This is a genomic window from Microbacterium sp. T32 (genome assembly GCF_001619615.1).
In the GTDB taxonomy this organism is placed as follows: domain Bacteria; phylum Actinomycetota; class Actinomycetes; order Actinomycetales; family Microbacteriaceae; genus Microbacterium.
Genome location: NZ_LQQP01000008.1, coordinates 63,421 through 90,360 on the forward strand (window position 1 = coordinate 63,421; position 26,940 = coordinate 90,360).

The window sequence follows — 26,940 nt, forward strand, 5'->3', positions numbered from 1 at the left end:
CATGACCATCGCGCTCGCCGCTCCGCACCACGCCGCCGTCGAGGCGGGACGCTCCGTTATCGCTGCGGGCGGCAACGCGCTCGATGCGGCGCTCGCCGCGGCCGCGATGCTCACCGTGGTGTATCCCCACCAGTGCGCCGTCGGCGGTGACCTCATCGCCCTCGTCCGCCGCCCCGACGGCTCCACGGTCGCCGTGGTCGCGGCCGGCACCGCGCCCGCCGCGATCGCCGACGTCGCCGCGGCCTGGACCGAGGTGCCGCGCGCCGGGGCCGGGTCGGTCACGGTCCCGGGGATGTTCGCCGGATGGCAGGCGATCGCCGGACTCGGCGCCGTCCTGCCGCTCGCCCGCGCGCTCGAGGACGCCGCCGCGGCGGCGGAGGAGGGCACGACGGTCAGCGCGGGCCTCGACCGCGCGCTGGTGTCGCGCGCCGACGCGATCTTCGCCGACCCGGGGCTCCGGGACGTCTTCACGCGCGACGGCGCGCTCCTGGTCGAGGGCGACGCGCTCGTTCAGCCCGCGCTCGCCCGGTCGCTGCGTCGGATGGCGACCGACCCCCACGATTTCTACGCGGGCGACATCGCGCGGTCTCTGGTGGAGACGCTGCGCGCGGACGGCGGCACGCACACCGTCGACGACTTCGCGGGCTACCGCCCCGAGGTCACCGAGGCGCTGACCCGCACCATCGGAGACGCCCGGTACTGCGTCGCGCCGCCGCCGTCCGTGGGGGCGATCCTCGTGGGCGTCGCCGCGGCCGGCGAGCGCGAGCCTGGCGCGGCGGAGCTTCTCGAGGCCAGCGTCCTCGGTGTCCAGGCCCGCGGCGCGCACCTCGGCGACCCCTCCGCGGGTCCCGTCGACGTCGAGGCGATGCTCGCGCTCGACGCCCGTCCCTTCCGTGGCCCGCTCGAGCCCCGGCCGCAGGGAGACACCGCCGCGGTGGTCGCGATCGACGACGACGGATTCGCCGTCACGATCGTGCAGAGCGTGTACCAGACGTTCGGTTCCGGACTGCTCGACCCCGCGACCGGCATCCTGCTGCACAACCGCGGCGGCGCCTTCTCGATCGACCCCGCGTCGCCCGCGGCGATCCGCCCCGGCGCCCGTCCGCCGCACACGCTCGCGCCCGCGATCGTCGACCGCGGAGACCTGACCGTGGTCGCCGGATGCCAGGGCGGCCGCGCTCAGCCGTGGATCCTCGCCCAGCTCCTCCCCGACGCCACCGACCCCGCCGTCGACCTCGACGAGCTGCTCGGACGCCCGCGGTGGGTGATCGGCGACCGCGACCTCGGCCACGACCGCCTCACGCTCGTCACCGAACCCGGTGTCGCACCGGAGGTCGTGGAGCGCGCCGAGTTCCTCGGGCTCGGGATCGCGTCCTTCCCCGGACCCGCTGACGAGGCCGGCCACGTCCAACTCGTCCGCCGATCGCGCACCGCCGGGGTGCGCGACGCCGCGAGCGACCCCCGCGCCGACGGGGTCGCCGCCCTCGTCCCGGCATCCTGAATCCACCCGCATCACCCGAACCGCCGCACCAAGGAGACCCGATGACCGCCGACCGGCACTGGAGCGACCCCCTCACCCCGAGCGAGATCGTCGAGATCACCGCGCTGGTGCGCGCGGACGACCGCATCGGCGCCGAACCGCGCTTCTGGGGCATCGCCGTCGAGGAGGGCCTGGCCCGCAGCCTCGCCCCCGGCCAGGGGCGCCCGGTGCGCCTGATCGTGATGAACCCCGCGGCGCACGCGGCGTGGGAGGTCACCGGCTGGACCTCGGGGACCGACCGCGCCGAGGCCTCGCTGGCCTCCTGGAGCCCGGTGGATGCCAAGCGCCCCGGCGTCTCGAGCGACGAGGCGCGCGCGATCGCCCGGGCCGCCCGCGAGCACCCGCTCCTCAAGGAGGCCCTCGCCAAGCGCGGCATCACCGACACCACGCACGTGTGGGTCGACCCCGAGTCGATCACGGGCTTCGAACCCGAGGACCTCGCCGACCGCCGTCTGTCGTGGGGAACGGTCTGGCATCGCGAGAGCGCCGACGACAACGGCTACGCGCGTCCGGTCGCGGGTCTCGTGCCGATCCTCGACCTCGAGACCCTCGACATCATCCGGCTCGAGGACCACGGCGTCCTCCCGATGGCGAGCGAGGGCAGCAACTACCGCTCGGGCACCTGGGGTCCCGACCGCCACGTCGCGCCGCTGGAGATCACGCAGCCCGAGGGCCCCGGCTTCACCGTCGAGGGCCACCGAGTCACGTGGCAGAACTGGTCGTTCCGCATCGGCTTCACGCACCGCGAGGGGCTCGTGCTGCACGACATCGCGTACCGCGACGGCGACGTCGAGCGTCCCGTCCTCCGCCGCGCCGCGGTGAACGAGATGTACGTGCCGTATCTCGACTCCGACCCGACGGCGTACCGCAAGAACTTCTTCGACTGGGGCGAGTACGGGGCCGGCCCCCTCACGGCATCCCTCGAACTCGGATGCGACTGCCTCGGCGAGATCCACTACTTCGACGCCCACGTGCTCGACGGCGTCGGCGAGGCTCAGACCATCACGAACGGCGTGTGCCTGCACGAGGAGGACTCGTCCATCCTCTGGAAGCACGTCAACACCCGCACGGGCGAGGCCGACGTCCGCCGCTCGCGGCGCCTGGTGATCTCGTTCTTCGCGACCGTCGCGAACTACGACTACGGCTTCTACTGGTCGCTGTACCAGGACGGCTCGATCGAGCTGGAGATCAAGCTCACCGGCATCCTGTCGGTGTCCGGCATCGACGACGGCAAGATGCCCGCCTACGGTCGCATGGTCAGTCCCAACGTCCAGGCCCCCACGCACCAGCACTACTTCGCCGTGCGCATGGACACCGCGGTCGACGGCCCGAAGAACCGCCTGGTCGAGGTGCACGCCGAGGTCGAGGAGGACGAGGAGCTCAACCCCTGGGGCAACGCGGTCAAGATGGTCACGGAGGTCATCGCGTCCGAGAAGGATGCCGGTCGGATGGCCGACGCGTCCCGCGCGGTGCACTGGCGGGTGGAGAACACCGAGCGCACCAACCGTTTCGGCGAGAGCACCGCCTACCGGCTGTCGGCGATGCACACCACGCGCCTGTTCGCGAAGCCCGGCAGCATCGTCGCGCGCAAGGCCCCGTTCGTCTCGAAGCACCTCTGGGCCACCGCGTACGACCCGAACGAGCGGTTCATCACGGGCGACTACCCCAACCAGGCGCCGCTCGAGGCCGAGGGCATCACGGCGTGGCAGCAGGCGGATCGTCCGCTCGACGGAGCCGAGCTCGTGCTGTGGCCGATCGTCGGCGTGCACCACTACCCGAAGCCCGAGGAATGGCCGATCATGCCGGTGCACCGCATCGGCCTGCGGTTCGAGCCGGACGGCTTCTTCACGCGGAACCCGTCGCTCGACCTGCCTTCGTCCTCGGGCGGCGACCACTGCCACGCGCCGAGCGCGGGGTCGGGCGGTGCCGTGGCCGAGGGCCACGCGTTCCACGGGCACGACGCCGGCGGCGGGCACGAGCACCACGGGCACGGTCACGAGCACCACGGGCACGAGCACCACGGGCACTGATGGGGGAGGTCCTGCACGTCGGCGCGCTGGTGGCGACGGCGGCCGGTGCGTGCTGCGTCGCCGCCGACCGCCCCGCCGCGCGCGTGCGTGAGCTGTTCATCGCGGCGCTCATGCTCCTCGCGATGGGCGACATGGTCGTCGGCGGCGGCCGTGTGCCGCCGGTGTTCTGGGCGGCGGCGCTGCTGTTCGCGGCGCTGGTGGCGGTGGCGCCCGGTTCCGCGCGGCGGGGGCGCGACCGTCGGATGCGGGCGTTCGACGCCCTCGGCGCGGTGCTCATGGCATCCCTTCTGCTGGCCGCGCCGTCCCGGCCTCCCCGGGCTCGTCCCATCACGGTGCGGGGGCGATGCCGCTCGTGCTGCTGACCCTCCTCGGCGTGGCCGCCTATGCCGTCGGGGGTGTGGTGCTGTTCGCCACGGCGCATCGTGACCGGCCGCTGATCACGCGGCTGCCGCCGCTCGCGATGGGCGCTTCGGCTGTGCTGATGGCGGCGCCGCTCGTGGTGGGCTGAGGAGCGCTACGTCCTTCGGCGGAGACAACGAAGGAAAACCGGCGTCGACCGCGACGCGTCCGGCGGGAAATCAACACGGCCACCGGCACGCGGGGCCGAGTTTCCTTCGTCGTGTACTCGCCATGACGCGGGGCGGGCGGCGCGCCGGGCGGACGGCGCCCGGGGGCGTGACGCGGCTGAAGCTCCCTCATCACTCTGCGCGGTGGACTTACTGAGACTGACGTGACACTAGCTGTCACGCTAATCTCAGTAAGGGAGGTGGATCCGATGGTCAACGATGTTGACGCGTTGCGTGCGATCGAGCGTGCGCCGCTCCGGACCGTGCGTCCTCAGGACCTGGAAGCGGACCTCGCCCACGCGCGCCGCACGGTCGCTCGACTCGCCGAACGCGGGGCACTCGTCCGTCTCGCGAAAGGCGTCTACGCGGCACCCCCGGAGGGGCGCGATGGCCGCCAGTGGCGCCCCACCCTGGAAGCGGCGGGGCTGGCCGTGGCGACTGCGCGGTTCGGCAACCGCAATGCCGTGCTCATGGGGCTCGGTGCCGCGCGCCATTGGGCGGCGATTCCTCGCGCTCTCGGTGTGACGACCGTTGCCATCCCGGAGGCCGGACGACCTCCCGTGACCCTGGATACCGGGGGCATTGTCCACCTCATCCCGCGCGATATCGATCGTCTCGACGCCGTCCTCGAACAGAACGAGCTCGGGCGTGCTCTGGTGACCACGCGCGCGCAGACACTGTACGACCTCCTGATGAAGCCGAGGCAGGGAGGGATGCCCGATGAGGCCCGGGCTGCGGCGCGCTATCTGCGCGGGCAGGTCAGGCCCGCTGACCTGCGGCGTGTAGTCGACACGCTCGGTCGCGCGAACACTGCAGTGCGCGGAGCTCTCGACGAGATGGAAGTGAGAAGGCAGTAATGGCGGAAGAACAGGACGGAGGGAAGCCGAGAGCCCGGGGTACTCGCGTCACACCGGGTGTCCTCGATGAGCGCGAACGCGCCGAGGTCGTGGCGCGATTCGGTGTCCCCGAGGAGCAGGTCGTCCGCGATCACGTGATCTCGCATGCCCTCGCGGCGATAGCCACGGTGTCCACGGACGATCTCGTGTTCTTCGGGGGCACAGCGCTCGCGCGCACACATCTGACAGGTCTCCGCCTCTCGGAGGACATCGACCTCATCGCCTCCGGGTCGCGCGCCGAGATCGGCGACCGTATGGAGGTGGCCCTTGCGAGGGGGCTGGGGCGCGCGTTCGGAACGCCGACGTTCACTCCACGCATCAGCGACACCATCCACTCCGAGTCCTCCGTGATGGAGGTGGGCGGCGTCCGTATTCGTCTTCAGCTTCTCTCCGCACAGGGGTATCCCGCGTGGCCGACCGAAGTCGTAGATATCGAGCAGAGGTACAGTGATGCGCCGCCCGCCCGCCTCCGTGTGCTGACGGCAGCGGCGTTCGCCGCCGCGAAGCTGGCGGCGTGGAGTGACCGTGGAGAGCCGCGCGACCTCTACGACCTGTGGGCGTTAGTCGAGGCAGGCAAGATCAGCCGCGAAGCCATCGATCTGTTCGGAACGCTCGGGCCGTACACGAGTGCGTCGAAGGTGTCTTTCGCTCGACTACCCACGGACGCGCAGTGGACTGCGGCGCTCAGCCATCAGTGCGTGCCACAGGTGGGACCGGAAGACGCGGCGCGCGTGGTGCGCGAGGCTCTCGCCAGCTTCCTCTGACGGAGGCAGCCCCGGCGTCAGCCGGTGAACACCGTCGCGGAGCGCCGCTCGTACCAGCGCGCCAGCTGCTCGCCGGCCTTCAGGACGTGCTCGCGCATCTCGCGACGGGCGGCTTCGGCGTCGCCGCGCTCGATCGCGTCGATGATGCGGACGTGCTCCTGGAAGTTCTCTTCGCGGTGACGGTCGTCGCCCACGAGCAGCTGAGCCGAGACGTTGCGGGGGAAGGTCTCGTTGATCTCCTCGATCGCGCGGGCGAGGCGCGCGTTGGCGGAGACCTGCGCGATCGTGTTGTGGAACACGTCGTTCTCGCGGCGGCTGGCGAGGGCCGGGTCGCTCTGGCCGCGCTCGCGCTCGACGGAGCGGTCGTACATGTCCTGGTTGGCCGCGCGGAGGCGCGTCACGTCGCTGCGCGAGATGCGCTCGACGGCGCGGGCCGCCGCGAGGGCTTCGAGCTCGGCGCGCACCTCGTAGGCCTCGCGCACCTCCCACGGCGCGGGCACGCGGACGACGGCACCGCGGTTGGGCAGCACCTCGATGAGGCCGCCGGTCTGCAGCTGGCGCAGGGCTTCGCGCACCGGGGTGCGGCTGACGCCGAAGTCGTTCGCGAGCTCCGCCTGCCGGAGCTGCGCGCCGATGGGGATGTCGCCCGACATGATGCGTTCCCGGATCTTGGCGGCGATCTCGTCGACGAGCGCGTGCCCCCCGGCCGCCGTGATCTCGGTGTCCCCCCGTGCGGCCATGGTGCCCCTCTCGGTCGATCGTGGTCGCGATCCCACGAGGTGCGAACCTAGCAGAACGGGTGCCGGATGCCACGCAATCCACGCGGTACTGGCTCCCAGACCAATGATTCGGGATCCAATCTGTATCTGTTAGGATCCAAACATGACGACTCGAGAGGATGCCGGAGAGCTGCGCGCTCGCGTGCGCTCCCTGACCCTCGAGACCGCCGACGTGATGTCCGTGGAGCTCGAGGGCGTCGACGGGCCGCTGCCGGAATGGACACCCGGCGCCCACGTGGACCTCGCCGTCCCCGGCGCCCCGGTCCGCCAGTACTCGCTGTGCGGCGAGCCCGGCTCGGCGCGCTACCGCATCGCCGTCCTGCGCGAGGAGCAGAGCCGCGGCGGTTCCCGAGCCGTGCACGAGCGCCTTCGCCCCGGCGACGTCGTATCGCTCCGCGGTCCCCGCAACCATTTCGGCCTCGTCCCCGCCGACGAGTACCTGTTCCTCGCGGGCGGCATCGGCATCACGCCGGTTCTGCCCATGGTGCGCGCCGCCGCCGCGGCGGGTGTGCCGTGGCGGGTGCTGTACCTCGGCGCCTCCCGCACCCGTATGGCGTTCCTCGACGTCCTCGCCACGATCCCCGGGGGAGCCGTCGACGTCGTCGCCCGCGACGAGGGCGTCCGCGCCGATCTCGAGGCCGAGCTCGCTGCGCACCCGAACGCCGCGGTCTACGCGTGCGGCCCGGCGCGCATGCTCGAAGAGGTCACGCGCGTCGTGCCCGAGGCATCCGGTCGCCTGCACCTGGAGTACTTCACCGCGCCCGTCGTGGAGTACGAACCCGGCGGACCGTTCGCCGTACGCCTCGCGCTCACGGGCGTCGAAGTGACCGTCGAACCCGAGCAGACCGTGCTCGAGGTGCTGCGCGAGGCGGGAGTCGACGTGCTCTCCGATTGCGAAGAGGGCATCTGCGGCAGCTGCGAGACGGGCGTGCTCGACGGCGAAGTGGAGCACCGCGACTTCGTCCTGACGGCCCAGGAGCGGGCCGCCAACGACTGCATGATGGTCTGCGTTTCGCGGTCCGCGTGCCCCCTCCTCGTGCTCCAGGCCTGAAGGCCCTGGACACGACCGACACCGACCACGAGAGGCGACGGCGATGCTGAAGCAGGAAGACAACGAGAAGATCACCCGGTCCGGTCCCGGCACTCCGCTCGGCCACCTGCTGCGCTCGTACTGGCAGCCGGCCGCGCTCGTGTCCGAGATGCCGGGGGAGCGGCCGGTGAAGGCCGTCCGCATCATGAGCGAGGACCTCGTGCTGTTCAAGAAGCGCGAGGGCTGGGGGCTCATCAGCCGGTACTGCGCCCACCGCGGCGTCGACCTGTCGTACGGGCGCCTCGAGGAGGACGGCATCCGGTGCCTCTATCACGGCTGGCTCTACGACGGAGAGGGCAAGTGCGTCGAGCAGCCCGCCGAGCCCGAGCACAGCCAGTTCCTCGGCAAGATCCGCATCGCCAACTACCCGTGCGTGGAGAAGAACGGAATCATCTTCACCTACATGGGCGCGGGCGACCCGCCGCCGTTCCCCGACTACGACTGCTTCATCGCGCCGGAGGAGTACACCTTCGCGTTCAAGGGCCTGTGGGACTGCAACTGGCTGCAGGGGCTGGAGGGGGGAATCGACCCGAGCCACGTGTCGTTCCTGCACCGGTTCATCCAGGAAGACCCGCGCGAGATGTACGGGCAGCAGTTCGCCGAGGAGGTCGAGGGCACCGGTAAGAAGCTCTCGATGCTCGTGGGCGAGAGCTACCGGCCCGACATCGAGGTCGAGAGCGCCGAGCACGGCCTCCGCGTCTTCGCGCTGCGCCAGCTCACCGAGGACATCACGCACGTCCGCGTGACGAACCTCATGTTCCCGAACGCCTTCGTCGTGCCGTTCGGCAACACCAAGGTGTTCACGCAGTGGCACGTGCCCATCGACGACGAGCACCACTACTGGTACATGATCTGGTACGACTTCGCCGAGGTCACCGACAAGGAGACCCTGCTGCAGCAGCGCCTGGAGGGTGTGACGCTGCCCGACTACCGGCCGGTCCGCAACCGCGACAACAACTGGGGCTTCGACCCGCAGGAGCAGAAAGACCTCACGTACACGGGCATGGGCCTGGACATCAACGTCCACGACCAGTGGGCCGTGGAGAGCATGGGTCCGATCCAGGACCGCACCGTCGAGCGCCTCGGCGTCTCGGACCGCGCCGTCACCGCCAACCGCCGCCTGCTCCTCCGCGCGATCGATTCCTTCGCCGCGGGCGGGCAGACGCCGTCGCACCCCGTGAGCGCGGAGGAGGCCGCGAAGCTCACCGGGCCCCTCGCGATGGACACGATCTCGGCCAACGACGCGTGGCAGGAGCGCTGGGTCCAGCGCGAGCAGGAGCGGCGTGCTGCCTCGCCGTGGGCCGCCCCGAAGGCGACCGCCGAGGAGACCGTCGATGCGTGAGCGCAACGTCGACGAACGCCCCGTCTCCGAGAGCGGCGGCGGCATCTCGGCGCGACCGATGCTCGCGGCCGACCGGGAGGGCTTCGTCCACCGGCACGGACTGTGGAGCGAGGCGAAGTACGCCGCCGCGGGGCAGATGCGCCGCGTCGTGGACGAGCTCGGCATCGACATGGTCCGCTTCTCGTTCGTCGACCAGCACGGCATCCTGCGCGGGAAGACCATCGCGCGCGGGGGCCTTGCCGCCGCCCTCCGCTCGGGTGTGACGGCGCCGAGTTCGCTGCTGCTGAAGGACACGTCGGGGCAGTCCGTCTTCTCGGTGTTCAGCGCCGAGACGGGCGTCGGGGTCGGCGGGTTCAGCGGCGCCGGCGACATCGTGCTGGTGCCCGACCCCACGACGTTCCGCGTTCTGCCGTGGGCGCCGGGGACGGCGTGGATCCTGTGCGACCTGCACTTCCCCGACGGCAGCCCCGTGCCGTTCTGCACCCGCACGATCCTCCGCAACGAGCTGACCACGCTCGCCTCGCGCGGCTACGACATGACCGTCGGCGCCGAGCTGGAGTTCCACGTCTTCCGGGCCGAGGACGCCGCCCTCGGCACCGAGCACGTCGGGGCGCCCGGCCGCCCAGGTGCCGCGTCGCTCGCGGCCCCGACCACGCGCGGGTCGCAGCTGCTGCTCGAGGAGGGTCTCGACCGCATGCAGCCCCTCGTCGACGCGCTGTACCGCGGGCTGACGCTGCTCGACCTGCCGCTGCGTTCGATCGAGCTGGAGTTCGGCCCCAGCCAGTTCGAGATCACGATGGAGGCGGGTTCCGCCGCCGAGATCGCGGATGCCATCGTCCTGTGCCGCACCGCCGTCCGGCGCATCGCCGCCGGCCTCGGGTATCACGCGACGTTCATGTCCCGCCCGCAGGGGGCCGAGGGCGCGTCCACCGGGTGGCACCTGCACCAGTCGCTCACCGAGCGGGCGACCGGCCGGGGCGCGTTCGTCCCCGACGCCCCCGGCACCACCCTGTCGCTGCTCGGCTCGGCATACCTCGGCGGTCTGCTCGCGCACGCCGGTGCCGCGGCGGCCTTCACGACCCCGACGGTCAACGGCTACAAGCGGTACCAACCGAACTCGCTCGCGCCCGACCGCATCGCCTGGGGCATCGACAACAAGGGTGCGATGGTGCGCGCCGTGGGCGGCGTGGGCGACCCCGCGACGCGCCTCGAGAACCGCTCGGGCGAGCCCGCGGCCAACCCGTACCTGTACATCGCGTCGCAGCTGATCAGCGGCGTCGACGGCATCGACCGGGGTCTCATCCCGCCGGCGCCGACCACCGACCCGTACCGCACCGACGCCCCGTCGCTCCCGGCATCCCTGGGCGCCGCCGTCGACGCGTTCGAGGCCGACGCGGTGTTCCGCGCCGCGCTCGGCGACGTCGTCGTCGACTGGTACGCGACCATCAAGAGGGCGGAGTTCGCCCGCTACCTTCGCCACGTCTCCGACTGGGAGCAGCGCGAGTACTTCGAGATCTTCTGAGGACCCCCATGAGCCTTCGCCCCACCGTCACCGCGCTGCCCGAGTACGAGCCGTTCCTCCTCGGCGGAGAGTGGATGCCACTCGGCGAACGCCCCGCGCGCGTGGTGATCGACCCCGCCACCGGGGAAGTGCTCACGACCGTGGCCGACACCACCCCCGCCGACGTCGACGCCGCGGTCGCGCTCGCCGTCGCGACGCACGCCGACCGCCGTTGGCGCGGCCTCGCGCCGCTCGAGCGCGCTCGCATCCTGAACCGCGTGGCCGACCTCATCGAGGAGCGGCTCGAAGAGCTCGCGGTGCTCGAGACGCGCGACAACGGCAAGCCGATCGAGCGCTCGCGCGCCGACACCGCGATGGCGGCGCGCACGTTCCGGCACTTCGCCGGTGCGCCGTCGCGCCTCGGCGGCACGGTCGTCCCGGTGGACGGCGGCGGGCACCACGTCTACACGGTGCAGGAACCCGTCGGCCCGGTGGCGATCATCCTGCCGTGGAACTTCCCGATCATGACCGCGGCGTTCAAGCTCGCCCCGGCGCTCGCCGCGGGCTGCCCCGTGGTCGCCAAGCCCGCGGAGGACACTCCGCTCACGCTCCTGCGCCTCGGCGGCATCCTGGCGGAGGCGGGCGTTCCCGCCGGCACCGTGAGCATCCTCACGGGCGACGGGTCGGTGGGCGCCGCGCTCACCGCGCACCCCGGCATCGCGAAGATCACCTTCACCGGCTCGACCGAGGTGGGGCGACTGGTCGCGCACGCCGCGGCCGACGACTTCACGCGCGTGACGCTGGAACTGGGCGGCAAGAGCCCGAACATCGTGTTCGAGGACGCCGACCTGGATGCCGCGGTCCTCACCGCGATGCGGGCGTCGTTCGGCCACTCGGGGCAGATGTGCACCGCGGGGAGTCGCCTGCTCGTGCAGCGTTCGATCCTCACCGAGATGACCGCGCGGATGACCGCGGCCGTGGGCCGCGTTCCCGTCGGCGACGGCCTCGACGGCGGCATCACGGTCGGTCCGCTCGTGTCGGAGGAGCAGCGCGAGCGCGTGCTCGGCTACATCCGCGCCGGTGTCGAGGAGGGCGCGACGCTCCTCGCCGGCGGCGGGGTCCGCGAGCCGGGGTTCTACGTCGAGCCGACTCTGTTCGCCGACGTCACCAACGACATGCGCATCGCCCGCGAGGAGATCTTCGGACCCGTCGTCGGCATCATCCCGTTCGACGACGAGGCGGATGCCATCCGCATCGCGAATGACACCGCGTACGGCCTCGCGGCGGGAGTGTGGACCCGCGACCTCGGCCGGGCGCACCGCATGGCGGCCGCGCTCAACGCCGGCACGGTGTGGATCAACACCTACAACCTGTTCGACCCGGCGCTGTCGTTCGGCGGCACGGGGGAGTCGGGGCTCGGCCGTGACCTGGGCGAGGAGGGCCTGCGCGGGTTCCTGGAGACCAAGAGCGTCGTGATCGCGATCCCGGAGGCCTGACCCGCATGCTCACCGTCCACGGCGTCTCGGGACCGATCGCCCCCGAGCGGCTCGGTGTCACGCTGCCGCACGAGCACGTCTACATCAACATGACGCGCACGACCCCGCAGGACGGCTTCCTCGCGGTCGAGGAGGAAATGCTCGCCGAGCTCGCGCTGTTCCGCGCCGCGGGCGGCTCGACGCTCATCGACCTCACGAACGGTGAACTCAGCGACTACGCCGCACCGTTCGGCGAGAGCGACGACATCACGGAGTTGCAGCAGAACCGGCGGACCGGATCGCGCTCGATCGCGAACGTCCGGGCGACGCGACGGGCCGCGGAGGCCAGTGGCATCCAGGTCATCCTCGGGACCGGCCACTATTACGACACCTACCTCGACAAGGAGTGGTTCGACCGGACGCCGACGAACGCCCTGGCCGACTTCCTCATCGCCGATCTCCTCGACGAGATCCCCGGCACGGGCGTGCGCGCGGGCGTGATCGGCGAGATCGCCTCGGACCTGTCGCACATCACCGCGGTCGAGGAGCGGTCGTTCCGCGCCGCCGCCCGCGCGGGGCGCGAGACGGGTGCCCTCATCACGACCCACGCCGCGTCGTTCCCGACGGGCCTCGCACAGCTCGAGATCCTGACCGAGGAGGGCGTCGACCCGTCGCGCGTCGTGATCGGCCACGCCGACACGGTCAAGAGCGTCGACTACTCGCTCGAGCTCCTCCGTCGCGGGGCGTTCGTGGAGTACGACTGCCTCATGACCTGCCGCGTGGGCGGGATGCTCGTGCGCCACCAGATCGACCGGCGCATCGACTACCTCCGCCGCATCATCGACGCGGGCTACGCCGACCGGGTCCTCCTGTCGCACGACGTCTGCCAGCGGTCGCACCTGCGCGCGTACGGCGGCCCGGGATACACGTTCCTCTTCGAGGAGTTCCGTCGGATCGCCGTCGAATCCGGCATCGCCCCCGAGGTCCTCGACGCCATCCACCGCGACAACCCGCGTCGCGCCGTCTTCGGGGAGTGACCGATGCCCATCCACACCGTCCTGGGGCCTATCGACGCCGCCGACCTCGGCCGCACCTCGATGCACGAGCACCTGCTGAGCGACCTGCGCATCTGGGCGAAGGCCCCCACCGAGCTCCCGCCCGAGGGTGTGCCGATGGGCCCGGAGCTCATGGCGTACCTGCGCTGGAACTTCCTCTCGATCCCCGAGAACATCGTCCTGCACGACCCCGACGTCGCCGCCGAGGAGGTGGCACACGTCGTGACGTCCGGGGGATCGGGCGTCGTCGAGCTCACCCTCGACGGCATGGGACGCCGTCTGGCCGAACTCCCCGAGATCTCCCGCCGCTCCGGCGTGCACGTCATGGTCGGGGCCGGGTTCTACGTCGAGCCCACGATGCCCGATGACGTGCGGACCGCCGACGTCGACACCCTCACCGAGCTGCTCCTGAGCCAGCTGCGCGACGGCATCGACGGCACCGGCATCCGCCCCGCCCTCCTCGGCGAGATCGGCACCAGCTACCCCGTGACGGATGCCGAGTGGCGGTCGCTGCGCGCGGCGGCGCGTGCCGGGGCCGAGACCGGGGCCACCGTCTACACCCACCAGTCGTTCCGCGGCATGGCCGGGACCGAGGTGCTCGAGGTGCTGGTCGAGGAGGGCATGTCGCCCGACCGCGTGATCATCGGCCACCTCGACGAGTACTGGGACCGGGCCTACCACCGCGACATCGCGCAGGCCGGAGCCGTGCTGGCGTACGACACCTTCGGGTCGGACTTCTACTACGGCAGCACGGACCTGCGGAACCCGACCGACGCCGAGCGACTCGAGATGGTCGAGTGGCTGCTGTCCGAGGGCTACGGCGACCAGCTCGTGATCGCGCAGGACGTCTGGGCGCAGGCCAACCTCCGCCGCAACGGCGGGCGCGGCTACGACCACCTCTTCGCGCGCATCGGCCCCGCCATCGCGACCATCGCCGGCGATCCGGCGGTCGCCGATCAGATCCTCATCCACACCCCCCGGCGGTTGCTCGACCGTCCGACGCTCTAGGAGCCCTCATGACCGACACCGCCCCCATCGGCCCCGCCCACCTGGTCGGGCGTACCGTCCTGATCGTCGTCGACATCCAGGGCGGCGCCGGCACCACCCCGCCCGAGGAGGGCGGCATCCCCGTGCTCATGGGCGGCCGCGCCGAGCGCCGCGAGCGCGTCCGCGCACTCGTCGACGGCGCCCGCGCGGCCGACGTTCCCGTCGTGTGGATCCAAGAGGTGCACAAGCGCTCGCTCGTCGACATCGGGCGCGAGCTCGACGGCTCCGAGGGTCCGCACTGCATCGAGGGCGACCCCGACACCGAGATCGCGGCGTGGCTCGACCCGCAGCCCGAGGAGTTCCTCATCCGCAAGCGCCGCTACTCGGCGTTCTTCGGCACCGAGCTCGAGATCGTGCTGAAGGCGTACAAGGCCGACACGGTCGTGCTCGTCGGCGGGCTCACCGACGTCTGCATCCACTACACCGCGGTCGACGCGCACCAGCACGACTACCGCGTGCGGGTCGTGACCGACTGCGTCGCCGGGTCCACCCAGCGCGCGCACGACAACGCCCTCGAAGCCGTGCAGTACCTGCAGCGCGACGCCCTCGTGACAGCGGCCGAGGTCGAGGCTTCGTTCTCGCGGGTGCCCGCGTGACGAGCGGCCTGCCCCGCGAAGCGGCGTACGTCGTCGTGGGCGGCGGGACGGCGGGAAGCGTCGTCGCCGCACGTCTCGCGGAGGCGGGCCACGAGGTGCTCCTGCTCGAGGCCGGACCCGACTTCGGACCCGAGGGCGATCCGGCCTGGCCGGCGGACTTGCTCGACGCGACGCGGCTGGGCCGCTCGCACGACTGGGGGTACGACTCGGGCGAGACCTACCCGTGGAAGGTCGGGTTCGAGCGCGCCCGCGCCATCGGCGGCTCGAGCGACGTCAACGGCTGCACCCAGACGTGGGGGCACCGCCGCGATTACGACGCGTGGGCCGAGGCGGGCCTCGCCGGATGGGCCGCAGACGACCTGCTGCCGCTGTTCGAGGAGGGCATGCGCCGTCTGCGCGTGCACCGCTTCACCGCAGACGAGCTCACGCCCTGGCAGCACGCCTGGTACGACGCCGCCCCCGCGGTCGGGATGCCGCGGGTGGAGACGCTCAACGACCTGGACGAGGCCGCAGGCTTCGCCCCCGAGGACATGAACATCCAGGACGGTGTCCGCATCAACGCGGCCTTCGGGTACCTCGATCCCGTCCGGTCGCTCCCGAACCTCACGGTCGTCGGCGAGGCGCTCGTGGACCGGGTCGTCGTCGCGCACGGCCGCGCGACGGGCGTCGTGGTGCACCACCGCGGCGAGGTCGTCGAGGTCCGGGCGGGCACGGTCGTCCTCGCCGGCGGCGCCTACAACTCCCCGACGGTCCTGCTGCGCTCGGGCATCGGACCGTCCGCGCAGCTCGCGCCGCTCGGAATCCCGATCGTCCAGCACCTTCCGGGCGTCGGGGAGAACCTCCACGACCAGCCGTTCCTCCTCCTGAGCTGGGAGGGGTCCGAGCGGATGAGCGCGGAAATGGATGCCGCCCGCGCGGCCGGGTGGGCTCCCGACGAGCAGGCGATGGGCAAGGCCGCCTCGAGCGTCGAGACCGAGGCGTTCGACCTGCACTTCCTGCCGTACAGCCCCACCCACCGGGGCGACGAGAAGCGGTGGAGCATCGGGACGTCAGCGCTCCTCCCGCGCTCGCGCGGGTTCGTGCGGATCCGCAGCACCGACCCCGAGGCGAAGCCGATCATCGACCACCGGTTCCTCACCGACCCCGAGGGTGTCGACGTCGCGATGCTCATCGACGGCGCGGAGATCCTGCGCGATCTCGCCGCCACGCCCGCGCTCGCGCCGCTCGTGGGTCGCGAGATCCACCCCGGCCCCGACACCTTCACGCGGGAGGCGCTCGCGACCCACCTGTACGCGCACCCCGACAACTACTGGCATCCGGTCGGCACGTGCCGGATGGGCGTCGACGGCGACCCGCTCGCGGTCGTCGACGCCCGCGGCCGGGTGCACGGCGTGGAGGGCCTGCGGGTCGCGGACTGCGCCATCATGCCCCGCGTGCCCCGCGCCACGACCGCGATGCCCGCCGTCGTGGTGGGGGAGAACATCGCCCGAATGCTGATCGAGGATGCCGCATGAGCCTGTCGCACCTGACCCGTCGTTCCGCGTCCGCCCTGGCCGAGGCGATCCGTCGCCGCGAGGTGTCGTCGGAGGAGGTCGTGCGCGCCCACGTGGAGCGCATCGACCAGGTCAACCCCTCGGTCAACGCGATCGTGTCGTACCGTCCCGAGGAGGCGATCGACCGTGCTCGTGAGCTCGACGCCCTCACCTGCCGAGGCCTCTCGATGGGCCCCCTGCACGGACTGCCGTTCGCGGTGAAGGACCTGATGGACGTCGCGGGGCTCCCCACCACGCACGGATCGCGCATCCACGTGGGCACGGTGGCCACCGCCGACAGCGTCATCTCGGGCCGCATCCGCGGTGCCGGAGGCGTCTTCGTCGGGAAGACGAACACGCCGGAGTTCGGTGTCGGCTCCCACACCTTCAACGACGTGTTCGGGATCACGCGCAACCCGTACCACCTGTCCCGCTCGGCGGGCGGCAGCAGCGGCGGGGCCGCCGCCGCGGTGACCAGCGGCATGCTGCCGATGGCCGACGGGTCCGACCTCGGCGGCAGCATCCGCAACCCGGCGTCGTTCGGCAACCTGGTGGGCCTGCGCCCGACCGCGGGCCGCGTCGCCTCGGCCCGGCCCGGCAACGCGTGGGACCCCGGCTCGGTGCTGGGTCCGCTGGCCCGCACCGTGCGCGACGCCGCCCTGCTGATGTCGGTGATCTCGGCGCCGGAGCGTCGGGCGCCGCTGTCGATCGACGAGGATCCCGCGCTGTTCCTGTCGCTGCGGCCCCGGCCGTTCGCCGGCGCCCGTGTCGCGTACAGCCCCGACCTCGGCGGCCTGCCCCTCGACCCGCAGGTGCGGGCCGCGACCGAGGCGGCGGCGCGTCTGGTCGCCGACCTCGGCGCCGAGGTGATCCCGGTCGACATCGACCTGTCCGAGGCCGACCTCGTGTTCGAGACGTTCCGCTCGCTGGAGTTCCTCGACGCGCACGGCCAGGAGGCCGCGGAGCACCCCGACCTGGTCAAGCAGACGCTGAAGGACGACATCGCGTGGGCCGGCGGCTTCACGGCCGAGACGCTCACGCGCGCCGCCGGGGCCCGCACGCGGCTGTTCCGCCGCTTCCAGGCGTTGTTCGAGGACGTCGACCTGCTGCTCGCGCCGTGTGTGCAGGTGCTGCCCTTCCCGGTCGAGTGGGAGTACCCGACCGAGATCGACGGCGTCGCGATGGACCGGTACTACTCCTGGCAGCGGTCCTGCAGCCGGATCACCGCGACCGCGATGCCCGCCCTGTCGCTGCCCTTCTCGTTCTCGACCGAGGAGCTGCCGATCGGCGTGCAGTTCGTCGGTCCGTACCGCGCCGACCGCACGCTGCTGGAGTTCGGCCTCACCTGGGAGGGCGCGGTCGCCGACACGATGGCCCGCCGCCCGGCCCTCTGACCCACCGCCTCTCGAGGAGCCCCGCATGACCCCGTCCCCCCGGAACGACACCCCCACGCTGCTGATCGCGCCCGTCCGCACGATGGACCCCGACCGGCCGCACGCCGAGGCGTTCGCGGTGCACGGGGGCCGGATCCTCGCGGTCGGCGACGTCGACGAGGTGCGGGCGGCACTCCCGGCCGCGTACGAGACGGAAGAACTCGACGGCGTGGTGCTCCCGGGGCTCATCGACGCGCACCTGCACATGCAGCGCGGTGGCCTGAAGGGGAGCGAGCACGTCACCCCCGACGTCGACGTCGACGGCTACATCGAGGCGATGGCGCGCACGTTCGACGACGAGGACTGGACCGGCGCCGAACCGCCCACGCTGGATCAGCGCGTCGCCGGGCTCGACCTCGTGCAGCCGCTCTTCCACGCTCTGGGCTTCACCGGCATCGTCGACCCCGCAGTCACGCCCGACGAGATGCGCGGCTACCAGGAGGCGCACCGCCGCGGGCGGCTCACCATGCGCACCGTCGCGATGCCGTACCTCGAGATCGGCTCGCCCGACACCCCCGACGTCGACGCCGTGATCGCGCACCTCGCGGGCACCGGGGTCTCCACCGGCTTCGGTGACGACGTCCTGCGCCTCGGCCCGATCAAGGTGTACGCCGACGGTGAGGCGCTCAAGGGGCAGGCCCTCCTCGACGAGCCGTGGGATGCCACCGGCTACCGCGGCGAGCAGCGGATCCCGGATGCCGAGTACGCCCGCCTCGTCGCGTTCTGCGCCGCGAACGGGTGGGGCGTCGGCACGCACGCCGTCGGGGGAGCCGCGATCGGACTCGTCGCGCGGGAGTACGCGCGCGCCGGCGCCGCGGTCGCGGAGAACCGCTACCAGGTCATCCACGGCTACCTCGAGCCGAGCGCCGAGACGATGCGTCTGGCCGGCAGCGTGGGGGTCGTGGCATCCCTCCAGCCCTCGATCATCTGGCACAACGGCGTGGGCCTCCGCGAGAAGCTGGGGGAGCGCGCGGAACGCGCCAACCCCATGCGGTCGTGGATCGACGCGGGCGCGGTGCTCGCGCTCGGGTCGGACGGGCCGTACTTCGCGTTCGACCCCCGCCACCTCATGTGGCAGGCCGTCACCCGGCACGTCGCGAACGCGACCGAGCCGCTCGACCCGTCCGAGGCGATCACGCTCGACGAGGCGCTCGCCGGGTACACGACCGGCGCCGCGTACGCGAGTCTCGCCGAGCACGACCGAGGCATGATCCACCCGGGGATGCTCGCGGACTGGGCGCTGTGGTCGGCGGATCCCGTGGATGCCGGTGTCGAGGCGCTCCGCGGACTGCGCGTGCGCCGCACGGTCGTCGGCGGACGCACCGTGTACCGAGCGGCCGGCGCGTGATCGAGACCGTGCTCGGCCCCGTCCCCGCGGAGGGCTGGGGTGCGACCTCGACCAACGAGCACCTGCTCACCGATTCCCGGGGGCTCGCTCGCCCCCTCCCGAACGGCTCGTTCCTGGACGGTCCGCCGCGCCTGGAGACGTGGGGCGACCTCCGCTGGAACTGGATGTCGATGCCCGACAACCTCACGCTCGACGCGCCCGACACCGCGACCGAGGAACTCGCCGCCGCGCGAGCCGCGGGCCTGCACGCGGTCGTCGAGGCGACGTCGTGGGGCATGGGGCCGCGGCACGCGGATCTCCCGGACATCTCCCGCCGCAGCGGCGTGCAGATCGTGGCCGCCTACGGCTCCTACATCGACAAGACACTCCCGGGGTGGTGGCGCGACCTCGACGAGAGCGGGATGTTCGAGCTCTTCCGGACGGCGTTGATGGATGCCGTGCCCGGGACGTCCTTCCGCGCCGGACTCCTCGGGCTCCTCGGCACGAGCGCGGAGATCACCGCGGCCGAGGGGCGAGCCCTCCGCGCCGCGGGACGCGCCGCCGCCGCGGCCGGAGCGTCGGTGAGCATTCGCCTGGATGCCGCTGCCCGCCGCGGCCCCGAGGTCGCCGGCATCCTGACCGCCGCAGGCCTCGCGCCCGAGCGGATCCTCTTCTGCAACATCGACAAGGTGCTCGATCTGGACTATGTGTGCGAGGTCGTGGACACCGGCGCGGTGGTCGAATCCGCGTTCGGCAGCGACCACTCGTTCGGCGGCGGGATCCGCGACCACACCGACCGCGAACGCCTCGACTTCCTCGGCGCGCTCGTCGCCGCCCGCCCCGGAGCCGCGATCACGCTCAGCTGCTCCGTCTGGACCAAGGGGCAGCTGACGCGCTACGGCGGCATGGGCTACGGCCACGTGCTCACGCGCATCGCCCCGCTCCTCGCGGGCCTCGGCGTCGACGACGCCCGCCTTCACGACATGCTCGTCGCGCGCCCCGTCGCGCTCCTGGACAGGACGGAGATCCTCTCATGACCCCCACCGACCCGCCCCTGCACCGACGGAGCGCACGCGAGCTCGCCGCCGGCATCCGGTCCCGCGAGTTCTCCGCCGAAGAGGTCATGCGCGCGCACCTCGCGCGGATCGAGGAGCACAACCCCCGGGTCGCCGCGATCGTCACGATGGTGCCCGCGTCGGAGGCGCTCGCCCTGGCGCGCGCGGCCGACGCCGCCGTCGCGCGCGGCGACGAGCTGGGGCTCCTGCACGGTCTGCCGACCGCGGTGAAGGACCTGCTGGACGTCGACGGGCTCCCCACCCGGCACGGCTCGCGGATCCATGCCGACGCGCCGCCCGCCCGCGCCGACGCGATGGTCGTCGGACGGATGCGACGCGCGGGAGCGCTCGTCATCGGCAAGACGAACACCCCCGAGGCCGGTCTCGGCACGCTGACGTTCAGCTCGATCGCCGACACGTGCCGCAACCCCTACGACCTCTCGCGTCACGCGGGCGGATCGAGCGGTGGGGCCGCGGCCGCGGTCGCGGCGGGGATGCTGCCGTTCGCGGACGGCTCCGACAGCGGCGGCAGCCTGCGGTATCCCGCGGCCTTCTGCAACGTCGTGGGCCTGCGGCCGACGCCCGGTCGCGTCGCGAGCGGACGGCTCGACAACGGCTGGACCGCCCACGGGGTGCTCGGCCCGATGGCGCGCACGAGCGACGACGTCGCCTACGCCCTCGCGGCGATGGCGGGTCCCGACCCGATGGCACCCCTGTCGATCGCCGAGGACCCGGCCGTCTTCGCGTCCCTGACGCCGCGGCATCCGGGGTCCGTCCGCATCGGGTGGAGCAGCGACGCGGGCGGAGTGCCGATCTCGGCCGAGGTCGCCGCCGTGCACGCCCTCACGCGCGACGCGCTCGCCGCCGCGGGGTACGAGATCGTCGACCTGGACCTCGAGCTCGCGGATGCCGAGGCGGCCTGGGAGACCGTGGAGATGTACAACTTCTTCGCCTCCTACCGCGAAGAGGCAGCCGCCCATCCCGACCTCATGCGCCCCGACCTGCTGCGCAACGTCCGGCAGGGGGAGCGCATCACCGCGGACGAGCTGGCCGACGCCCTGCGCACGCGCACCGAGGTCTTCCGCCGGACCGAGCGGCTGTTCGCCGACGTCGACGTCCTCATCGCCCCCGCGACGCCCGTCGTGGCGCCGCCGGCCGAGGTCGAGTGGGTCGAGCGCGTGGGCGACACCGTCTACGATCGCTATTTCCGGTGGCAGATGCTCGCGAACCGCTTCACGGTCACGGCGCACCCGGTCGCCGTCACCCCGGCCGGATTCCACGGGCACCTGCCCGTGGGCATGCAGGTCGTCGGCCGCCACCGCGGCGAGGCCGAGCTGCTCTCGATCACCGCGGGGATCGAAGCGGTGCTCGGCCTGATCGCCCGCGGATCGCTGGACTGAGCGACCTTTTACATCTCGGAAACATGCTCGGTACACAGCAGCGGATCCAATCCTGCAAAATTGGATCCAGTTCCACCCGAGATATATCCATGATCCTCCACCCGGCCGCCGCGCCCCGCACGCAACCCGAATGCGTCGTGTCCGGCCCACCCTTCCGCACAGCACGAGGAGTACTCCAGTCATGAAGATCCCGAACCGTTCCCGGCGCCTCGCCGCCACTCTCGCGGGACTCGCCGCGGTGAGCGTCCTCGCGGCCGGTTGCGCCGGCTCGTCCGACAGCGAGCCCGCTTCCTCCGGCAGCTCCGCGGCCCTCAGCGGTCAGGTCGTCTGGGCCGACTACGGCGGGCCGACGAACGAGAGCCGTCAGGTCTCCTACTTCGACAGCTTCATCGACGAGACGGGTGTCGACGTCGTCTCCACGAGCATCGAGGACTCCGTCTACAAGAGCGAGCTCAAGGGCGAGGCCGGCGACTACGACGTCTTCCAGGCCGGCATCTCCGACATCCTGCCGAACCTCGACAACCTCGCGACGGTCCCCGCGGACGCCCAGGGCAGCCTCCTCCCGGAGAACGTGCGTCCGTACTACATGGGCGGCTTCGTCTTCGGTATCGCGCAGGGCTGGCTGACCTCGACGTTCCCCAACGGCGGTCCGCAGAACTGGGCCGACTTCTTCGACACCACGAAGTTCCCCGGCAAGCGCGCGTGGCCCGGTGACCCGGGCTCGTACGACTCGTCCTACGAGATCGCGCTCCTCGCCGACGGCGTCAAGTTCGACGACCTCTACCCGCTCGACATCCCGCGGGCGGAGAAGAAGCTGAACACGATCCGCGACAGCCTCGTCTTCTACCAGTCCTACCCGGAGACCCAGCAGCTGCTCACGAGCGGCAGCGCGGCGATCGCCGTTACCGTGACCGGTCAGTTCCGCGCCCTGCAGAACGCCGGCCAGGACGTGACCGTCCAGTGGAACCAGGCCTTCGCGATCCCCTCGGGCTTCGTGTCGCCGAAGTCGTCGAAGAACCCCGACGCCGTCGCCGCTCTCGCCGCGTGGATGAACGACCCCGCGCGCCAGGCCGTCTTCACCCAGCGCACCGGGTACGGTCCGGTCAACCCCGCCGTCTTCGACGAGCTGCCCGATGACGTCAAGGCGCAGGTGGTCAACGCCCCCGACCACACGAACCTGCTGTCGTACGGCGAGGAGTGGCGTGCCGAGAACGCCGACCTGCTGCTGAACTCGTACACCGCGTGGCTCGCGGGCTGAGTCCGACCCCCCCTAGGCGAAAGGCGCCTCCCCTCGCGGGGAGGCGCCTTTCCGTCGTTTCCGGGTGCGCTGTTACGCGCAGGAAACACGGCACGCCTACAATCGGATCCAGAACGGTTCACTTTGGATCCAAGCATCCGAAGCCCGAGAGCCGTCTGCACGCGGGGAAACGCCCCCGCAATGTCGACCGAGGAGCATGAGCGCGTGAGTAGTGCGAGCGTGGCCACCAGGATCCCGCGGGTGCGTTCCGCCCGCGCGGGAGACCGAGGATTCAGTCGGGCGGAGGTGCGGTGGCTCATGTGGCCGCCCCTCGTGTTCTTCGCGATCGCGCTCGGCGTCCCGATGATCGCCCTCGTGGCGATGTCTTTGGAGGGGGGCGGAGCCGCGTACGCCGGGATGTTCGACGTGCCCGCGTTCCTCAGCTCGCTCGGCCGTACCGTCGTGATCGCCCTGGTCACGATGATCCTGACGATGATCCTCGGTGCCGCCTACGCCCTCGCCATGGTCGCCTCCCCGGCCTGGCTCCGCGCGCTGCTGCTGGTGGCGCTCATGCTGTCGCTCTGGACCTCGGTCATGGTGCGCTCCTTCGGGTGGGTCCTGCTCGAACTCCCCAAGGGAGCGATCCACTGGTTCCTCGGGCTCATCGGGCTCGGTGACCAGCCGGTCGAGATCTACCAGACCGTCGCGGGCATGTACCCCGCCATGATCGCGGTCATGCTGCCCTTCGCCGTCCTCCCTGTGATGAGCGCGCTGCAGTCGATCGACAAGGAGCAGCTGAACGCCGCGACGATCTTCGGTGCCGGCCCACTGCTGACCTTCCGCACGGTCACCTGGCCGCACATCGTGCCGTCGATCATCAGCGGCGGCGTCCTCGTGTTCGTGATGTCGCTCGGCTTCTACGTCACGCCGCTGCTGCTCGGCGGCCCCGCGAACATGACGGTCTCCGGAGTGATCAACGCGCAGATGAGCAAGGCCGACCGCCCCGACCTGGCGGCCGCGATGAGCATCCTGCTCGTAGGCGGGACGATGCTCATCTACCTGGTCGCCGATCGCCTGTTCAAGGTCAGCGAGAAGTGGGGCTGACATGACGACCACCGTTGCCCGCAGCCTCGGCGCTTGGCGCTTCCCCGTCATCGTCGTCGCGCTCCTCGCGAGCCTGCTGCTGATCGTTCCGTTCCTGATCCTCGTGTCCACGTCGTGGACCGAGGGGAGCTTCATCCTCTTCCCGCCCGACGGCTTCTCGTTGCAGTGGTACGAGAAGGTCCTCGGCAACCGCCGCTGGATGAACGCGTTCACGTTCTCGCTGTGGGAGAGCGCCGCCGCGACGCTCATCGCGACCGTCCTCGGCACGCTCGGGGCCGTCGGCCTCACGCGCGTCCGGCGCCGCGCTGCGCAGCGCTGGATCCGCACGCTCTTCATCGTCCCGATCGCCCTGCCCCCGATCGCCTACGCGGTCGGCCTGTACGGCGCGGGCTCGGAGTTGTCGTTCCTCCGCGGCTCGGTGCTGACGCTCGTCCTGGGGCACGCGCTCCTCGCGCTGCCGTACGTGTTCGTCATCGTCTCCGGCGGTGTCGCGCGCATCGACCCCGCCCTCCGCCCGGCGGCGTGGACGCTCGGCGCCCGCTGGCCCCTCGTGCTGTGGAAGATCGAGCTGCCGGCGCTGCTGCCCTACATCCTGTCGGGGGCGCTGTTCGCCTTCATCGTCGTCTTCGACGAGGTGGTGCTCGCCGTGTTCCTGCTCCCGCCCGGGGTGCAGACGCTGCCGCTCAAGATGCTCAGTGCGGCGTCGGAGGCCTTCTCTCCCGAACTCACGGCGGCATCCACCCTCGTCTCCGTTCTCGCGATCGTGGTGCTCGCGATCGTCCCGCTCGTCATCGGTAGCGGAACGCGCCGGGCGGGGGCGCGCCGCGCCCGCGCCGCCGCGGTCCGCCCGGAAGGAGTCATCGAATGACCATCGCCCTCTCCATCACCGACGTCGAGGTCACCCTCGGCGCCAACCACGTGCTCAAGGGCGTGTCCCTCGACGTGCAGCCCGGCGAGTTCGTGACGCTCCTCGGCGCGAGCGGCAGCGGCAAGTCGACGCTGCTCAACGTCATCGCCGGACTCCAGTCGGTGGATGCCGGACACGTGGCGTTCGACGGAAAGAACGTCGAGCGTCTCGCCCCGCAGAAGCGCAACGTCGGCGTCGTCTTCCAGTCGTACGCCCTGTTCCCGCACCTCTCGATCGGCGAGAACGTCGCGTTCCCGTTGTCGGCCGCCCGCCGCCCCCGTGCGGAGCGCCGCGCCGTCGCCGAGGAGATGCTCGCGCTCGTGCAGCTCCCCGGCATGGCCGACCGGTCGCCCGCGTCCCTCTCCGGCGGGCAGCGTCAGCGCGTGGCCCTGGCCCGTGCGCTCGCCGCGAACCCCGGCATCCTGCTCCTGGACGAGCCGATGGCGGCCCTGGACAAGCAGCTGCGCGAGCAGATGCAGGTCGAGATCACCCGCATCCAGCGCCAGGTCGGGATCACCACGGTCTCGGTCACGCACGACCAGACCGAGGCGCTGACGATGTCGGACCGCGTCGCGATCATGCACGAGGGCCGCCTGGTCCAGGTCGCGACCCCCGAGGATCTCTACCGCCGTCCGGTCAACGCGTACGTCGCGAGCTTCCTCGGCGAGGCGAACCTCCTGCCCGTCTCGGACGGCGCGCTCATCGACGACTCGACCGGCCAGATCGTGGATGCCACGGCGGTCCTGCGCCCCGAGGACATGACGGTCCTCGCGCCCGAGGAGGCGGCGACGGCGTGGGCCGTCGAGGGCACGGTGCGGCTCGTGAGCTTCCAGGGCTCGCGCTACCGCCTCGAGCTCACCACCGCGTACGGCCGCAAGGTCGTGGCGTCGCTCTCCCCGTCGACCGACCTTTCGGCCCTCGCCGTGGGATCCGTGGTGCGCCTGGCGTGCCGCAACCCCGAGCGCGTCCACCTCATCGAGGCCGTCGCGACCGCGGCGATCCCCGTCCCGGTGTGAGTCCCGCCCCACTTCTTCTTCCCCCCACCTCAGGAGTTCCCGTGATCATCGACGCCTACAACACGACCCAGGACGTCCGCGGCCGGTCCGACTACCTCACGGGCGCACGCCCCGGTGAGGAGCCGCCGGCCCACGTCCCGTTCGATCCGCAGCGGATCCTCTCGCGGATGGATGCCGCGGGCGTCGACATGGCGATGGTGTGCTCGCTCGCGCAGCGCATCGAGAACGACTTCATCATCGGGCTGCAGGACGCCCACCCCGACCGGTTCATCGGGTTCGGACAGGTCATGCCGCAGGCCGATGACGCGATCGACGAGATCCAGCGGTTGGCGGATGCCGGCATCCGGGGTCTCAAACTCCACCCGAGCATGCACGGGTACCACGTCGCCGACCACGGTCTGCTCGACCCGGTGTTCCGCGCGTGCGCCGCGAACGGCATGGCGGTCATCATCAACGCGCTGGACGACGCCTTCTGCGCGCCGTTCTCGATCGAGGAGATCGCGAAGGACCACCCCGACGTGCCGACGATCATCGCGCACATGGGTGCCGTCTGGAACGTCCCGGAGGCGATCATCGTGGCCGAGCGCCGCGAGAACGTCTACCTCGAGACCTCCGCCACCCTCATGGCCGACGTCAAGCGCGCGTACGCGCGGCTCGGGCCCGAGAAGATCCTCATGGGTTCGGAGTGGCCGGGGTCGGACTTCGACCTCGAGCGCATGAAGATCGCGAAGGCGATCCCGGATGCCGCCGACCGCGCGCTCGTCGAGGGCGGCAACTACGCCCGCATCATGCGCATCGCGGTGCCGGTGTGACCTCACGGCCCCCGCTCGTGCGTCCTGCCGACATGTCGGACGCGGATGCCGAGCTGCTCATCGCCGCGCGGACGCAGCTCGCCGACGTCTACCGCGAAGGACGCCACGAGGTCGTCGCGGCGTTCCGGCTCGCCGACGGGCGGATCGTCACGGGCGTGCACGTCGACGGATCGGCGCGCCGCTCCGCGGTGTGCGCCGAGGGCGTCGCCGCGGGCAACGTCATCGCGGCCGGCGGGACGGTGGTCGCCGGGGTGAGCGTGCTGCGCCGCCCGGGCGGCACCGAGCACGTGATCGAGCCCTGCGGCGTGTGCGCCGAGCTGCTCACCGACTACTGGCCCGACGCCCGCGTCTGGATCACCCGCGGCGCCGAGACGGTCGAGGCGGCGATGAGCGATCTGCTGCCGGCGAAGCGGCTGCGCGGCTGGTGAGCTGGGCT

Annotated in this window: 25 protein-coding genes; 24 read left to right on the forward strand and 1 reads right to left on the reverse strand. The window is 71.7% G+C overall.

The features are described from left to right. The first annotated feature begins 1 nt into the window (after position 1). From AVW09_RS04105 to AVW09_RS04130, 6 genes are all read left to right on the forward strand, one after another. Positions 2-1,501: a gamma-glutamyltransferase gene (locus AVW09_RS04105; protein WP_063256804.1), complete on the forward strand. Its 1,500-nt coding sequence runs from the start codon at positions 2-4 to the stop codon at positions 1,499-1,501. Positions 1,502-1,542: 41 nt separating this feature from the next. Then, positions 1,543-3,570 carry a primary-amine oxidase gene (locus AVW09_RS04110; RefSeq protein ID WP_082822803.1) on the forward strand — a complete coding sequence of 676 codons (2,028 nt, stop codon included), beginning with the start codon at positions 1,543-1,545 and terminating at the stop codon, positions 3,568-3,570. Further along, positions 3,570-3,932, forward strand: a complete 363-nt coding sequence (locus tag AVW09_RS04115) for a hypothetical protein (RefSeq protein WP_063256805.1) — start codon at positions 3,570-3,572, stop codon at positions 3,930-3,932. The genes AVW09_RS04110 and AVW09_RS04115 overlap by 1 nt, the downstream gene beginning before the upstream one ends. Further along, entirely contained in the window at positions 3,923-4,078 is a 156-nt protein-coding gene (locus AVW09_RS17545) for a hypothetical protein (RefSeq protein ID WP_156495955.1), read from the forward strand. The genes AVW09_RS04115 and AVW09_RS17545 overlap by 10 nt, the downstream gene beginning before the upstream one ends. Positions 4,079-4,345: 267 nt before the next feature. Continuing rightward, positions 4,346-4,993 (forward strand): type IV toxin-antitoxin system AbiEi family antitoxin domain-containing protein, encoded by a 648-nt coding sequence (locus AVW09_RS17550; protein WP_231901767.1) that lies wholly within the window; start codon positions 4,346-4,348, stop codon positions 4,991-4,993. 167 nt (positions 4,994-5,160) lie between these two features. After that, complete coding sequence (locus AVW09_RS04130; RefSeq protein WP_231901765.1) at positions 5,161-5,796, forward strand: nucleotidyl transferase AbiEii/AbiGii toxin family protein; 636 nt, start codon at positions 5,161-5,163, stop codon at positions 5,794-5,796. Between the two features lie 17 nt (positions 5,797-5,813). On the opposite strand, the gene AVW09_RS04135 is transcribed toward AVW09_RS04130, so the two are convergent. Next, positions 5,814-6,536, reverse strand: a complete 723-nt coding sequence (locus tag AVW09_RS04135; protein WP_063256809.1) for a GntR family transcriptional regulator — start codon at positions 6,534-6,536, stop codon at positions 5,814-5,816. A gap of 142 nt (positions 6,537-6,678) precedes the next feature. Between AVW09_RS04135 and AVW09_RS04140 the strand changes: the two genes are divergently transcribed. The 18 genes from AVW09_RS04140 to AVW09_RS04225 all read left to right on the forward strand — a co-directional run bounded on the left by AVW09_RS04140 (position 6,679) and on the right by AVW09_RS04225 (position 26,932). Further along, on the forward strand, positions 6,679-7,626 hold the full coding sequence (locus AVW09_RS04140; RefSeq protein WP_063256810.1) for a PDR/VanB family oxidoreductase: 948 nt from the start codon (positions 6,679-6,681) through the stop codon (positions 7,624-7,626). 43 nt (positions 7,627-7,669) lie between these two features. Beyond that, a complete protein-coding gene (locus AVW09_RS04145; protein ID WP_063256811.1) occupies positions 7,670-9,007 on the forward strand; it encodes a Rieske 2Fe-2S domain-containing protein in 1,338 nt (445 codons plus the stop codon). After that, complete coding sequence (locus AVW09_RS04150) at positions 9,000-10,529, forward strand: glutamine synthetase family protein (RefSeq protein WP_156495957.1); 1,530 nt, start codon at positions 9,000-9,002, stop codon at positions 10,527-10,529. Before AVW09_RS04145 ends, AVW09_RS04150 begins: the two co-directional genes overlap by 8 nt. Before the next feature lie 8 nt (positions 10,530-10,537). After that, on the forward strand, positions 10,538-12,004 hold the full coding sequence (locus tag AVW09_RS04155; protein ID WP_063256812.1) for an aldehyde dehydrogenase family protein: 1,467 nt from the start codon (positions 10,538-10,540) through the stop codon (positions 12,002-12,004). A 5-nt stretch (positions 12,005-12,009) separates the two neighbouring features. After that, positions 12,010-13,020, forward strand: a complete 1,011-nt coding sequence (locus tag AVW09_RS04160; protein WP_063256813.1) for a phosphotriesterase family protein — start codon at positions 12,010-12,012, stop codon at positions 13,018-13,020. Between the two features lie 3 nt (positions 13,021-13,023). Then, entirely contained in the window at positions 13,024-14,046 is a 1,023-nt protein-coding gene (locus AVW09_RS04165; RefSeq protein ID WP_063256814.1) for a phosphotriesterase family protein, read from the forward strand. A gap of 8 nt (positions 14,047-14,054) precedes the next feature. Beyond that, a complete protein-coding gene (locus AVW09_RS04170; protein ID WP_063256815.1) occupies positions 14,055-14,681 on the forward strand; it encodes a cysteine hydrolase family protein in 627 nt (208 codons plus the stop codon). Further along, positions 14,678-16,195 (forward strand): GMC family oxidoreductase, encoded by a 1,518-nt coding sequence (locus AVW09_RS04175; RefSeq protein WP_063256816.1) that lies wholly within the window; start codon positions 14,678-14,680, stop codon positions 16,193-16,195. The genes AVW09_RS04170 and AVW09_RS04175 overlap by 4 nt, the downstream gene beginning before the upstream one ends. After that, on the forward strand, positions 16,192-17,607 hold the full coding sequence (locus tag AVW09_RS04180; RefSeq protein ID WP_063256817.1) for an amidase: 1,416 nt from the start codon (positions 16,192-16,194) through the stop codon (positions 17,605-17,607). Before AVW09_RS04175 ends, AVW09_RS04180 begins: the two co-directional genes overlap by 4 nt. A 25-nt stretch (positions 17,608-17,632) precedes the next feature. Next, positions 17,633-18,994, forward strand: a complete 1,362-nt coding sequence (locus AVW09_RS04185) for an amidohydrolase (RefSeq protein ID WP_063256818.1) — start codon at positions 17,633-17,635, stop codon at positions 18,992-18,994. Further along, the gene (locus AVW09_RS04190; protein ID WP_063256819.1) at positions 18,991-20,010 is read left to right on the forward strand and encodes a hypothetical protein; all 1,020 of its coding nucleotides are present in this window, start codon (positions 18,991-18,993) and stop codon (positions 20,008-20,010) included. The genes AVW09_RS04185 and AVW09_RS04190 overlap by 4 nt, the downstream gene beginning before the upstream one ends. Continuing rightward, on the forward strand, positions 20,007-21,428 hold the full coding sequence (locus AVW09_RS04195; RefSeq protein WP_063256820.1) for an amidase: 1,422 nt from the start codon (positions 20,007-20,009) through the stop codon (positions 21,426-21,428). The genes AVW09_RS04190 and AVW09_RS04195 overlap by 4 nt, the downstream gene beginning before the upstream one ends. Positions 21,429-21,609: 181 nt before the next feature. Then, positions 21,610-22,686 carry an extracellular solute-binding protein gene (locus tag AVW09_RS04200; RefSeq protein ID WP_063256821.1) on the forward strand — a complete coding sequence of 359 codons (1,077 nt, stop codon included), beginning with the start codon at positions 21,610-21,612 and terminating at the stop codon, positions 22,684-22,686. Between the two features lie 240 nt (positions 22,687-22,926). Beyond that, the gene (locus AVW09_RS04205; protein ID WP_197462555.1) at positions 22,927-23,769 is read left to right on the forward strand and encodes an ABC transporter permease; all 843 of its coding nucleotides are present in this window, start codon (positions 22,927-22,929) and stop codon (positions 23,767-23,769) included. Between the two features lies 1 nt (position 23,770). Continuing rightward, the gene (locus AVW09_RS04210; RefSeq protein ID WP_063256823.1) at positions 23,771-24,637 is read left to right on the forward strand and encodes an ABC transporter permease; all 867 of its coding nucleotides are present in this window, start codon (positions 23,771-23,773) and stop codon (positions 24,635-24,637) included. Next, complete coding sequence (locus tag AVW09_RS04215) at positions 24,634-25,692, forward strand: ABC transporter ATP-binding protein (protein ID WP_063256824.1); 1,059 nt, start codon at positions 24,634-24,636, stop codon at positions 25,690-25,692. Before AVW09_RS04210 ends, AVW09_RS04215 begins: the two co-directional genes overlap by 4 nt. A gap of 41 nt (positions 25,693-25,733) precedes the next feature. Further along, positions 25,734-26,504, forward strand: coding sequence for an amidohydrolase family protein (locus AVW09_RS04220; protein ID WP_063256825.1), 771 nt, complete (start codon positions 25,734-25,736; stop codon positions 26,502-26,504). Continuing rightward, positions 26,501-26,932, forward strand: coding sequence for a cytidine deaminase (locus tag AVW09_RS04225; RefSeq protein WP_156495960.1), 432 nt, complete (start codon positions 26,501-26,503; stop codon positions 26,930-26,932). Before AVW09_RS04220 ends, AVW09_RS04225 begins: the two co-directional genes overlap by 4 nt. Positions 26,933-26,940 lie beyond the last annotated feature (8 nt).